Genomic DNA, 12216 nt, shown 5'->3' with positions numbered 1-12216 from the left:
CCTTGATGTACGAAGTCCTCCACGATCAACGCACTGCTGTCGCTGCTCGGACTACGGCCGGATTCATTCTTGCCGTGGTCATCTTTGCGGCGTCTTCGCAGGCGCAGCAACTCGCTTCTACCCTATCTACCACATTGATAGTTTGTGATGCGATGGTGATAGATGGCGCTGGAGCGCCGCCAGAAGGCCCTCGCGACATTCTCGTTCGTGGGGATCGAATCGAATCCATTCTTCCCTCGGCCACCCCATCTCGCTGTTTATCAGCCGACACGAAACAGGCAGCTTCAATTCGTCGTATTGAAGCCAAGGGCAGTTACGTGGTCCCGGGATTCATCGATATGCACATGCACTTCATCGATCTGGTTCCGCTCGACTATCAGTACAAACTTCTGATTGCGCATGGTGTCACAACAGTGCGTGTTTTTTCCATTGGGGAAATGTCGCCAGAGCAGATGGTTGCCGAGAAGCGCCGCGTCGCCTCTGCAAAGGTTGTTGCCCCGCGGCTGTATGTTTATCCTTTCTGGTCTGAGTCGTTAGAAGATCCACGCTTTCACAGCGCAAAGGATGCGCCAGCGATTGTTCGCGAATGGAAAGCCAAGGGCATTGACGGCGTGAAGATGGCGAGCCTTCCTGGCGAATATCCCGACGTGTTTGCAGCGGTTGGAGCCGAGACCCGCAAGCAGCAGATGGGCCTCGCCGTGCATATTGCGCAGGGTGCGGTTTATCCGATGAACGCTGTGCGCATCGCTGAATCAGGAGCCACAACCATAGAGCATCACTACGGCTATGCCGAGGCATCGTTCACCGCGCAACAAATTCAGCGTCTGCCGCCCAGTTACAATTTCGCCAACACCTCCGAGCGCTTCTACCAAACCGGCGCGGCATGGCTGCAAGCCGACTTGAACAAACTGCACACGAACGTGATCGATTCTCTTCTGGTCGCATCCACCAAGACCGGCTTTGCGATGGTGCCCACCATGGTGGCTTATGAGCCGAACCGTGATGTGGAACGGGCTGAAACCCTTCGCTGGCAGAAGGACTTTGCGCCTCCCGTACTACTCCATCAATGGATTCCCGATGCAAAGAATCCAGAGTCTTCGTATTTCACTCATTGGACATCCAATCAGGAGGCAGACTGGTCGCAGGTATTTTATCGTTGGATGGATTTCATCAACGATTACAAAAACCGTGGCGGCCAGGTTGCGGTTGGGTCGGACCCCGGATTTATCTACAACCTATGGGGCTTTGGCACAATTCGCGAGCTCGAGTTACTCGAACAGGCCGGATTCAGTCCGCTCGAGACGTTGCACGCCGCCACCGAGGCCGGCGCGCTTGCGCTGGGAAACCATCAGCTAGGAGTGATTCGCCCAGGCTATACGGCCGATCTGCTGGTGCTCGACGCGAACCCGCTTGAAGATCTCAAAGTGCTCTACGGAACTGGTGCTACGCGCCTGGATGCTGACGGAAAGCCGGTGCAAGTGCGCGCGCTCCGATACACCGTTCGCGGCGGAATCGTCTTCGATGCACAGAAGCTGCTTGACGAACTGACAACTCAGGTTGCTGCGGAAAAGGCAAATATCCGTCCGTGAATATTGCTCACTCCGGCTCTCAAGGGGGTTAGCAATGTGCTCATGCGCTTTATCAGTGATACTCCGCAACTTGAAGCGCCTCGATCCGTAATTGGGCAGATCGCCCTTGCTGGGTAGTCAATCACAGACGTCACAAAAGAAATTCTGATCATGTCCCGCGCGACACTTCTCCGCCAATCATCCGAGATCGGAGCAGCATGCGCCGGTGAGCGCTCGTGCGGAATCTGAGCGGTTGGGGTATCAGGCAACTGATATCCCAATCGCGACCAACAATTTTAGGATTCAACCGATACCGGGCGATTTCCTGTCCAATGGCGTTAGGGCTAGTACTACAGTTGTAGATAAGTGATAATCTTGAGTTGCTCTGGGATACGACTCTCCGGCGTTAGTTATGGAGAAGCGACTATCTGGTTGGAAGCGTGAGTTGTTGCGGGCGCATGGCCTGATTGCAGATTTGTTTGTACGTTCAGAGCCACGAGCGCGAAGTCTGGCGTATTTACAGGGTTTGTTGAGCGGCTGCGAGCGTAAGAACGGTTGGCAGTTGGCTGAGTGGATGCAAGAAGCGGCTCCTTATCGAGTACAGCATCTGTTGGACCGTGCTCGCTGGGATGCTGGCGCTGCGCGGGATCAGCTTCGCGATTACGTTCTAGAAGAGTTGAGCAGTCCGGATGCTGTTCTAATCGTCGATGAGACGGGTTTTCTGAAGAAAGGCCGTCACTCAGCGGGTGTCAAGCGCCAGTACACTGGCACGGCCGGACGCATTGAGAACAGCCAGGTAGGCGTGTTTCTCTGCTATGGCAGCTGCAAAGGCGCGGCACTTGTGGACCGTGAACTGTACCTTCCACAAGAGTGGGCTGCGGATCGCGAGCGCCGCGGTGAGGCTGGAATTCCGGACACGGTTGAGTTTGCCACGAAGCCGGAGTTAGCACGGCGCATGATTGGGCGCGCATTGGAAGCTGGCGCTGCGGCGGCCTGGGTTGCAGCTGACGAGGTATATGGCCACGATAGCAAGATGCGCCGGTTTCTGGAAAGCCGGCAGATGGCCTACGTGCTGGCCGTGGCCTCGGATCAGCGATTGTGGCAATCGGATTTTATGCAGCATCGAGTCGATGCGATTGCGCAGAGTTTGCCCGCCTCTCAATGGAAGCGCCTCTCCGCCGGATTCGGCAGCAAAGGCGAACGGCTCTACGACTGGGCGTTGATGGAGTTATCGAAGCAGGATGGTTGGACGCGGGCGCTTCTGGTGCGACGCAGTATCGATGAGAAGCCGGAGTGTGCTTACTATCTGTGTTATGCCCCCGACGGGAAAGACACGATTGAAGCACTGGTCCGCGTGGCTGGTGAACGCTGGAAGATCGAACAATGCTTTGAGACCGCGAAAGGCGAATGCGGACTGGATCACTACGAAGTGCGCCACTGGCAGGGCTGGTATCGGCACATTACACTGTCCATGCTGGCCCATGCAGTGTTGTCCGTGTTGCGAGCACGTGGAGAAAAAAACTCCCGACGCGCAGGTACGACTCAGCGTACCCGAACTGCGCCACCTGCTCACCGGAATGCTGTGGCGCGGATGGCACGGACTTGAACATCTGCTGCATTGGTCCGAGTGGCGAAGACGACATCAATTCCGAGCCATGTGCTGCCACTATCGAAAGCGCGGTTCGACTCTGCCGATCTTCTATCTACAACTGTAGTACTAGAGCATTTCTCGTAATTCTATAGACCGCATCCGCAGTGTTTGAACCATGCCGATGCGTTCTCCGGGGTGATCTGCGGAAGCAGTTCTGTGATGGCTTGGTCGAGCGCTTCTTTGGTTCTAGCCTTGGCAGATCGGAGCAGCCCTTTGAGCTTCGACCAAGCTTTTTCGATGGGGTTCAGGTCGGGTGAATAGGGCGGTAAGTAAAGCACTTCAGCGCCGCATTTCTCGATGCGCTGCTCGACCCCATCAACCTTGTGTGAACTCAAGTTGTTCATCACCACCACGTCGCCCACACGCAGTTGCGGGCACAAGCAATGATCCAGATAGGCGAGGAAAATATCGCCGTCTGTGGCCTCTTCAATGGTCATCGCGGCGATCATGCCGCGGTTGCTGAGAGCACCCAAAATGGTCAGCATTTTCCAGCGACTATCGGGCGTTCCTTCACAGATCCGGCCTCCGCCCGAAGCACGCGTATAGAGTCGTGTCATGGAAGTGGTAACACCACTTTCGTCCAGGAAAATCAAGCGTTCCGGTGTTATTGAGCGGATTTTCGCGACAAACTCTTCGCGCCGCTTTTGGTTGCTTCGGTGTCGCGTTCGGTGGCGTGGAGCGACTTTTTTTCAACCGCAAACCGAGTTTGTTTACCAGGGCTCCGACTCGGCTCAGACTCAGCACAACGGCGGCCTCGGACTTCAGCTTTTGCTGTATCTCGGCCAGCGTGAGATCTGGTTGATCTGCAACCCAGGCAATCACCTGTTGTTGTGCCTCGACACCGGCACGCGACTTGCGCCCGGGCTGATGCGGCACCCTCTCGGCTTGCCCTGTGCGGTTGCGCGCAGCGGAAACTTTCTTTGCCCAACCGACGCTGACCAGGAAACGAATCGCAAGTGTTGGAAGCGAACCTTCGCCTTGATCGTAGGCAGAAAGCAATTTGCGGCGCAGATCATCTGCAAGGGGTTTTCCCATGTCTTTGTTCGCCGCAGAGTCTCGCCAAAAAATAGTCTACACTATTACGGTAAAGGCTCTAATCAGACGGCAGGTTGTTGCTGGGGATGGATTGTCTTCTTGCATCACAGAAGCGTCGTTGGAACCCGCGCAAATTTTGCGCCGCGCTTCAGGCCGTCCGCATCTACTTCTCAACAAGAGAGGTCCACATTATGCCAAAAGCTATCCACTTCAATCAGCTCGGTGGTCCCGAAGTCCTTCATATGGAAGATCTGCCCGAGCGCCAGCCTGGTCCTGGTGAAGTTCTGCTCAAGGTGGAAGCAGTGGGCCTTAACCGGGCCGAAAGCATGTATTTTCACGGCTTCTACATGGAAAAGGTGAGCCTGCCCTCCGGCCTCGGATACGAGGCGGTCGGAAAGGTCATCGCTGTTGGTCCCGAGGTCGATCCCACTCTCATCGGCAAGCGCTTCGGGACCATTCCTGGTTTTTCGATGAACCAGTACCCGGTGCTTGCCGAAGAGGCCGTCGTTCCCGCCAGCGTTCTTGCAGACGTTCCTGACTCCTTCTCCGCGGTTGAAGCTGCCGCTGTCTGGATGCAGTACTCGACCGCCTATGGCGCGCTCGTGCCCTTCGGCAAAGTGGCTGCCGGCGACTTTGTCATCATCACTGCTGCCAGCTCGTCCGTTGGGCTCGCGGCCATCCAGATCGTCAAGGCACAAGGCGGTATCTCCATCGCGACCACCCGTACCTCTGCCAAAAAGGATCAGCTCATAGCCCTTGGCGCCGACCACGTCATCGTCACGGAAGAGGAGGATCTGGTGGCCCGGGTGCAGTCGATCACCGGCGGCAAGGGTGCGCGCATTGTCTTCGATCCTGTTGGCGGCGACTACATCAACACTCTCGCGCAGGCCACGGCGAACGGTGGCGCCATCTTCCTGTATGGCGGGCTCTCCGGCAAACCCACGCCCTTCCCCATGGCTGCCTTTGGCCGGACCATCGGCATCTTCGGCTACACCTTTGGCGAACTGCGTGGCACCCCGGAGTGGGAAACCATGAAGAAGTACATCTACGATCATCTGGCGGATGGCTCCTTCAAGCCGAAGATCGCCCGGGCCTTCCCTTTTGATCAAACCGTCGAAGCCTACAGGTACCTCGAAAGCAACGAGCAGATAGGCAAAATTGTCATCGCTCTGTAGACCTTGGCTTGGGGATCTTCCGTCGGCTGAGGCGGAAGAGCTTCCGTTTTAAGCGAACAAAACTGGGCTGTCAACTGGCCGTGACTTGTCCGAAATGATTCGTTCCTGACCGGGTCGTTTACCAAAACATGTCCATGAAGCACTTCCAAGTCCCCCCCCTGATCCGGGGGGATGATTTGATCCAGGCCTTGTATCGAGCGCTCGACTGGTCACGCCCCATGGCCAAGAGAGAGGTACTGTAGTGGAGCCTTTTCGGATTCATGTAGCTGATGAGGTACTCGACGATATGTATGCTCGGTTGCGCCATACAAGATGGCCCGACCAGGTATCCGGCATTGGCTGGGAACAGGGCACCGATTTGGGCTAGCTACGACGCCTCGTTTCCGACTGGGCCGATCAGAATTGATGCACAGCAAGCAGAAGACCTTAAACTATCATGACGCACATCTCGTAAAACTCTCCTTCTACGTGAATGAAAGCCCTCTGTATATCCGCATTTCTGGGACGTAACTGCAAAAGGGGTGAGTTGTGTAGTATCCAAGATCGATCTCTGCGGACCGGCCCTCATCCTTCAGTGCAGAGGCATTCATTCTCCTTCAGCATCATGGACGAGTCGTCGATCCGTTACTGGATGTTGGCGCACTGGGCTCAGGAACATGCTTCGTCAATCGTTTGGCAACAAACTCTTGTATTACGCCCTGAAACGACCGGCCCGCGATGCCAATCGCCGCATTCGTGAAGACCAGATTGACTCCCCGATCAGAGGATGGATAGTAGGCATTCGAAAGGGCGCCAGCACAAATATTTCCAAGCAGATATGAATAGTTCGGCATCGTTTTCCCGTTGTCGCTGCGGGCGACAAAGCCGCTGCTCAATGCATGATAAAGACGGGACTTATTCGTTCCGGTTCCCTGGTAAAAATAGCGCGGATCTTGATGAAAGGCCGACGCAAAGACATAGTGACTCAGAAAGTCAGAGATTCGCCCGTCGGCAAAGAGCGCCCCCCATCTCTTGCCGTATCCTTCTGCACCTTGTCCGTAACCCTTAAATGAGTTGGTTGCCTGTTCGATGCCCGCGCCCGCGCTCACACCCACAAGGGAGGTCCAGTCAAGCGTGTCGTGAGTCGCTAAGGAGAGTTTTTGTCGCGACGTGAGAGGTGCTGCGTCAGGGACATAGCTTACATAGAAGTTGGGAAACACACCAAGAAGACGCTGCTTTTCCTCAGCCTTGATTTGTTCGGCCGCAATCACTTCGGTGGGACGAACGACTACATCTGTAGTTCCGCCTGCAACCGCAAGTAAAATATCGGAAACCCAGAAGGCCTGCTGGTCGGTGATCGAGAACTCCTCTGTCTTGAACGACGCGAATCCCGCGGCATCGACAGTCATCAAATAAGAGCCCGCAGAAAGTTTCGAGAATGTGAACCCACCATCGGTGCTCGACTGCAGCGTCTGAATCTGCCTTCCCCCTGTCAACATCAGGGTGACCTGTGCGTTAGGGATCGCCGCGCCAGTCGAGTCCGTTATCTTGCCGGATACACTAGCAGCCCCTGTCGCATGAGTCGCAGTTCTATTCCCAAGCGATGGATCAATTTGCGGAGGCACGGGAGCGTCGGGCAGAAAGTCGTCAGCAGTCGATACGCGCGCGATCTGCGACTGAGCGATTCCATTCCCCGAAACAAATGAAACCAGTATGACTGCCCAAACGGAAACGGCACACACCTTCATGCGGTTGGCTCTTCTTCGCTTCCGTTGCGAAAGCACACGCGTTAGCGTGAACGAACCCGCGCGTGTCAGGGTAATTTCAAAAAGGTGTTGCATCGTGGGTACACTCCAAATCTGTTGTCTGTGGGGTCTCGGCGAAGCGCATCAACCTGCAACACCTCATCACAGTTGACACTGAATGCAATGGCGATCATGTTGATGATCGTGACGATCATCGATTCTGGCATTCGGCCCTCCGCATTTTCAGGATTGGAGGCAAAACTGCCTTCCCGCGCATGCCAAAGTTCCTGCGTAGTGAATGGACGGTTCGTTCCATTCATCGTGAGCGTTTGCCTCCGTAGCGGAGAGATGAACTTTTCGACATCTTTTTCTTCAGCGTTTCCTGGAAGGGGCACCAGCTTACATGAATTCGAGATTTAAACTTTTAAAGATAGGTATTGCCTGCCTGATCACAGCAAAGAAGATGTCCCGCTGATCGTGTACATTCTCTATTGCCCATCTGTCGTTTTGTGAGTTCACAGGATCGCGTTCTCGCCGCTATAGCGAGAGGTCCGCCATCGTAGCCTGAACCGATCCGATATCGCGATTATCCGCGAGACCGGCACGCTATGCCGTCGTTCTCGCCAAGCTGGAGAGGTCATCATGCCCATTGGGCAACACGACAAAAAAGAAGCAATGGCCGCTGCCCCAATTCTCACCGACTACTCCATAGGATTCGATGACGGCAATGCGGACATCCTCATCGCCTAGCTTGAATTCGTTCAGAAAACCGTCTACCAGCGCATCTTACTCCTGCCTGTCAACTGAAGTGAGCGGTACAATCCAGTACGCTATTCTCGTTGGAAATTGTAATCTCGTTCGACTCGACAAATGCGCGTTTTGAAGGCTCGATACCAAGTTTCGCGACCATGTTTTTGGGCCGTGAGGTGAGCGGAGTTCTGTTTCCAGGCAGCGATGGCTTCAAGACTTTCCCAGTAGGAAACCGTGATACCTAACCCTTCTCGGGCGGACTCGACTCCGAGGAATCCCGGTTGCTTCGCGGCGAGTTCAACCATGGCATTCGCCATCTCCCCGTATCCGGTGTCGCCCTCAGTTCTGATAGAGGTGAAGATTACCGCATAGTAAGGTGTTGCTGGAGTCGTTGCGATGAGCACGTGAGCTGCCCCCTTCTTGTGCTTTACACCCAGAATACCCAGGTGAGTCCAAGCAAATCCATGTGGATACTTCAATCCATAGCCCAACAGGCGGTCCACACCGATGTGGTTAAGCCAAATCAGCGCGAACGGCAACGGAGCGGGAGTGCGCAGCAATATCGCGCAGAGCGCCAGCGCCGCCGCGGCGCTATAGGAGTGAATCGCGTTATAGACGCGCGCACCCCAGTGGGGACCGGCAAGATAGCCCAACATGCTCAGATCGGGTGTCATCCAGAACAATAAAAACAGCCACCAACTGGCGCCGGTACGGGCAAAGAGTAGAGCAGAAAGCAACGCAGCCGCCAGTCCCTCCAGGCGCAGAAGGACAGAAACAGTTGAGCCTTGCATTCGAGCGGTTTCAGAGGTTGTCGAATCTGGAATCGTGATTTCAGAGGCCATGTACATTGGATGAAGCAGCACGGCTCGCGGACTCCTCTCCGTCTTAGCTCCGGGCAATCCTCATGTTGAGAAGGCGATTCTTGACAACACCTCTGACTTGGTTAACTCCAACTTTGCCACGCCAATATGGTCGGCCACACCGGCGTTCTGCCTGCGGCGAACACCCAATTCGATAGCAGCCTCTATGATCTCCGACACCAATAATGTGAGGCTAGGCAAATACACCAATGCCAGGATTCAGAAAGTCCCAGCGGAGCCACACAAGACCGAAGGAATCCTGCTCACGTTCCGTTGTGAGCTGAAGCGTCGAACAATGTTCGATACAAAGCCGACTGCGCATACAGCATAGTATGGTCTCCCGTTGCGACGATTCGCCCCTGATCAAGCAGAGCGAAGCGGTCTACCCACGTAAGTGAACTGATGTGGTGCGAGATCACGATGAGCGTTTGATGTGGTCGAAATTCTGCAAGAGATGCAAACACGGCATACTCTGTCGGCGCGTCCAAAGCCGAAGTCGCTTCATCCAGAATGAGCGCGGCAGACTCCCTTAAGAGCGAACGGGCGATGGCCAGCCTTTGGCGTTCTCCCCCCGAAAGGCCAGCTGCTCCCGGCCCAAGCGGAGTGTCCAGGCCGTGGGGGAGTGCTCTGAGAACAGGCGCAAGCTGGACCGCCTCGATGGTTCGGAGCATGTCTGCGGTCGTCGCCAGAGGATTGCCATACAGCAGGTTCTCCCGGATCGTCCCTTGAAAGAGCACTGGGTGCTGCGGGACAAATCGAACCGTATCGCGCAGAGACGCCAACGTGTAGCACGCGAGAGGCTGCTCTTCGAGGAAGATGCAACCGGCTTCCGGGTCGGCTGCGCGCACAAGAAGGCGAGCCAAGGTGCTCTTGCCCGATCCGCTCGCACCGATGATTGCAAGCCGTTCCCCCGGATCAATCCGAAGCATGATGTTCCGCAGTGCGGGCTTTCCTCCATACGAGAAGGACACATCCTCGATCCTGAAGCCGCGATGCAGTTGGGGTGAGTTGAAGCGTATTGTTCCGGTGTCCCGTACGCTGGGCTCAAGCACAAGCAGTTCGCGTACCCGGCGAATGCTCGCTCCGACCGTTTGGAGCCGCGCATAAAGGTCCATCGCCGAACTGATCGGATCAAACACCCGCGTGGCATAGGCGTAGAAGGCCACCAGACCACCGATAGTCAGGGTGCCGGCAACTACCTTCGCGCTGCCAAGAGCGAGCACAACCAGAATGGCCGCAACCAGGATCGCGCCGATCGAAAGGCTGAACCCCACTTGCGTGCGCCGTTGAACCCACTGCGCCCGCAGCATCCCCTCCCATAAGGATCGAGCCTGATGCGCGGATCTCTCCTCGGCGCCGAGAAGTTGAATCTGCGGGATTGCTGCAAGGTGCTCGTTCAACATGCTGGCTGCCACGCCAACTTCGCTACGCGCCTCATCAGCTCTCGTCTTCAACAACACGCTGAACCGTCGCTGGATGATGGCGAATAGCGGCATCAGAGGCAAAACGGTCAGAGTCATGGGCAGATTCAACCTGGCCATCATCACCAGGTTGAGCACGAAGAACAGAACGGCTCTTAGGCTTTGATTGGCGGTTTCCGCGCCCAGATTGGCGATCTCGTCGACATCATGTTCGATCCGTGTCAGTTTCTCACCTGTTGGCGTCTGCTCGTGATAGTCGGCCGAAAGCCGGTTCATCTGATCGAGGAGAGCGATGCGCAGATCGCGGATGCAGTGCTGGGCGATGGAGAAATTGACAAGCGAACCTATCGTATAGAGAGCGGATCTGCCGAAATAGCAAAGGCCGATTCCGCCGGCCAACTCCATCGCCAAGTGCAGGTCGCCTTGAGGCAGAGCCCGGTCGATCAAACTGCGCATCATCAGAGGATCAATGGTTGCGGCGATCCCCGCGAAAGACATGCACAATAAACCGAGCACGATCCGCGAGCGCATCGGTTTGAGACGATCGAGCAACCATCTGAAGTCGCTTCCTGCCAGCATGTCGCTCCTCCGCGATTCCTTGCGACGAAATGACACAACTCTAGCCTGCGTCTCGACAATTCGGCATGATCAAATTGTTCTTGTTTCGCATAAGCAACAGACCTAACCCCGCGATTGACGTTTTCACGAGGCCGTATTCTCCTGCCTATATTGGCGGAAGTTCCATCCTCGCCAGTGCACGGTTCAGATTCTGCGCTCCCTTTAGAAGTGAAGAAAACTGATGCCTGCAAGAAGCCGTCTCATGGAAAACGCCCATTTCATCGGTACATCCACTGTGCGGAGATTCAATGCTGAGTCTTCCTCAGTTCTTGAAACGGCTATTCTTCACTCTTATCGGGATCGCCGACACGCTCGTCATCTGCCCGGAGGGAACAGCCGTGATAAGCGCCTCTACTGGCACCTGGTCGCCGATCGAGAGAGATGTCATTGCCGAGATCCGGGCACTGAGAGCCTTGCCTGGGGCCGACTCATCTGCGGTTCTCCTGAAGAGCCCCGCCCGAGTTGTGCATCACTTCATCCTTGCTTCTCACGGCAACGTCCAATTGCGGATGGCGACCATAGCGAAAGAACTCGGGGTCGAGATGCGTACACTCGAGCGCGCATTTACAGGCGAGTACAGGCTGACCATGGCGCAGTATCAAGTCGAGGTCCGCTTGGCCTTCTCCCGTTGGATGCTGAGTATTTTTCCTCCCACCAAGGTCAGTGCAGTCGCTGCGCTGCTTGGCTACAACCTGGTGCAGGACTTCAACCGCTTTTTCAAGCAGCACATGCACGAGGCGCCATCGGAATGGAGCCGGATGGAATGCGCGAGAATCGCACGTGGAAATGAATCTACTTCACGCTAATGACGAACGGCTGCAAGTCACTCGTGAGACCGCATGGCGTTAGAGCGGGCTCTGCATCTTCATTTTGTCGCTTTCTGCGAATCTGTTTCTGTTGCATCTGAGATTGAGAAGTGTCAGACTCACCGCACAGTTGAATTAGCGGTGCTTGCGCTCAAAGGAACACCGGTTGTCTTGCTCATCACGAGCGATCTTACCCGGCAAATCTGAGAACCATCCACTTGCCCCACTTGGATTGACTTATTTCGACTTTCTGCGCCCGCAACAGGTAGGGGCAGAGAGGCAGGATTGGTGCGCCCTGCAGATGTTCAAGAAGAATTCCACACGGAGACATGGACAATGGTTGAAATCGTTCCTCACATTCGGTCCATCATCGATCGCGACGGCGCGGTGATTCTCGATATTCCTCGCAATTTCATGACGACGCTCAACTCGACGGGAGCCTATGTCTGGGAACGCTTGCAGCGTGGCATGCAGGTTGACGCCATCGTGGCGGAACTGGCTCGGGATACCGGGGCTGATGAATCGGTGATTGCCAAGGACGTAGATGAGTTCATGCAGACGTTGCAGTCAAAGCATCTGCTTAGACTGTCTTAGCAAGACGCCACAAT

The 12216-nt window shown here is 55.5% G+C and carries 12 protein-coding genes; 6 read left to right on the top strand and 6 right to left on the bottom strand.

What is annotated here, in order from left to right:
- Positions 1-5 precede the first annotated feature (5 nt).
- Both ACOBR2_RS14980 and ACOBR2_RS14975 read left to right on the top strand, forming a co-directional pair.
- Positions 6-1589 carry an amidohydrolase family protein gene (locus ACOBR2_RS14980; RefSeq protein ID WP_420236923.1) on the top strand — a complete coding sequence of 528 codons (1584 nt, stop codon included), beginning with the start codon at positions 6-8 and terminating at the stop codon, positions 1587-1589.
- Between the two features lie 391 nt (positions 1590-1980).
- Positions 1981-3174 carry an IS701 family transposase gene (locus ACOBR2_RS14975; RefSeq protein ID WP_420236922.1) on the top strand — a complete coding sequence of 398 codons (1194 nt, stop codon included), beginning with the start codon at positions 1981-1983 and terminating at the stop codon, positions 3172-3174.
- A 131-nt stretch (positions 3175-3305) separates the two neighbouring features.
- On the opposite strand, the gene ACOBR2_RS14970 is transcribed toward ACOBR2_RS14975, so the two are convergent.
- Positions 3306-3827: an IS630 family transposase gene (locus tag ACOBR2_RS14970; protein ID WP_420240017.1), complete on the bottom strand. Its 522-nt coding sequence runs from the start codon at positions 3825-3827 to the stop codon at positions 3306-3308.
- Positions 3730-4254 (bottom strand): helix-turn-helix domain-containing protein, encoded by a 525-nt coding sequence (locus tag ACOBR2_RS14965; protein ID WP_420236921.1) that lies wholly within the window; start codon positions 4252-4254, stop codon positions 3730-3732. Before ACOBR2_RS14965 ends, ACOBR2_RS14970 begins: the two co-directional genes overlap by 98 nt.
- A gap of 191 nt (positions 4255-4445) precedes the next feature.
- Between ACOBR2_RS14965 and ACOBR2_RS14960 the strand changes: the two genes are divergently transcribed.
- Complete coding sequence (locus tag ACOBR2_RS14960) at positions 4446-5429, top strand: zinc-dependent alcohol dehydrogenase family protein (RefSeq protein WP_420236920.1); 984 nt, start codon at positions 4446-4448, stop codon at positions 5427-5429.
- A gap of 241 nt (positions 5430-5670) precedes the next feature.
- A complete protein-coding gene (locus ACOBR2_RS14955) occupies positions 5671-5796 on the top strand; it encodes an epoxide hydrolase N-terminal domain-containing protein (protein WP_420236919.1) in 126 nt (41 codons plus the stop codon).
- Between the two features lie 235 nt (positions 5797-6031).
- On the opposite strand, the gene ACOBR2_RS14950 is transcribed toward ACOBR2_RS14955, so the two are convergent.
- The 4 genes from ACOBR2_RS14950 to ACOBR2_RS14935 all read right to left on the bottom strand — a co-directional run bounded on the left by ACOBR2_RS14950 (position 6032) and on the right by ACOBR2_RS14935 (position 10763).
- Positions 6032-7249, bottom strand: coding sequence for a carboxypeptidase-like regulatory domain-containing protein (locus ACOBR2_RS14950; protein ID WP_420236918.1), 1218 nt, complete (start codon positions 7247-7249; stop codon positions 6032-6034).
- Positions 7222-7473 (bottom strand): hypothetical protein, encoded by a 252-nt coding sequence (locus ACOBR2_RS14945; protein WP_420236917.1) that lies wholly within the window; start codon positions 7471-7473, stop codon positions 7222-7224. Before ACOBR2_RS14945 ends, ACOBR2_RS14950 begins: the two co-directional genes overlap by 28 nt.
- 510 nt (positions 7474-7983) lie before the next feature.
- A complete protein-coding gene (locus tag ACOBR2_RS14940; RefSeq protein ID WP_420236916.1) occupies positions 7984-8745 on the bottom strand; it encodes a DUF4260 family protein in 762 nt (253 codons plus the stop codon).
- A 281-nt stretch (positions 8746-9026) separates the two neighbouring features.
- Positions 9027-10763 carry an ABC transporter ATP-binding protein gene (locus tag ACOBR2_RS14935; protein WP_420236915.1) on the bottom strand — a complete coding sequence of 579 codons (1737 nt, stop codon included), beginning with the start codon at positions 10761-10763 and terminating at the stop codon, positions 9027-9029.
- 287 nt (positions 10764-11050) lie between these two features.
- Here ACOBR2_RS14935 and ACOBR2_RS14930 point away from each other — a divergent pair, with 287 nt between their 5' ends.
- Both ACOBR2_RS14930 and ACOBR2_RS14925 read left to right on the top strand, forming a co-directional pair.
- A complete protein-coding gene (locus ACOBR2_RS14930; RefSeq protein WP_420236914.1) occupies positions 11051-11608 on the top strand; it encodes a helix-turn-helix domain-containing protein in 558 nt (185 codons plus the stop codon).
- A 336-nt stretch (positions 11609-11944) separates the two neighbouring features.
- Positions 11945-12202 (top strand): PqqD family protein, encoded by a 258-nt coding sequence (locus ACOBR2_RS14925; protein WP_420236913.1) that lies wholly within the window; start codon positions 11945-11947, stop codon positions 12200-12202.
- Positions 12203-12216: the final 14 nt, after the last annotated feature.

Origin of the sequence: Telmatobacter bradus (assembly GCF_048629425.1) — a bacterium.
GTDB classification, from domain to species: domain Bacteria; phylum Acidobacteriota; class Terriglobia; order Terriglobales; family Acidobacteriaceae; genus Telmatobacter; species Telmatobacter bradus.
Note: the sequence above shows the minus strand (reverse complement) of the source record. Positions and strands in the feature narration are given on the sequence as shown.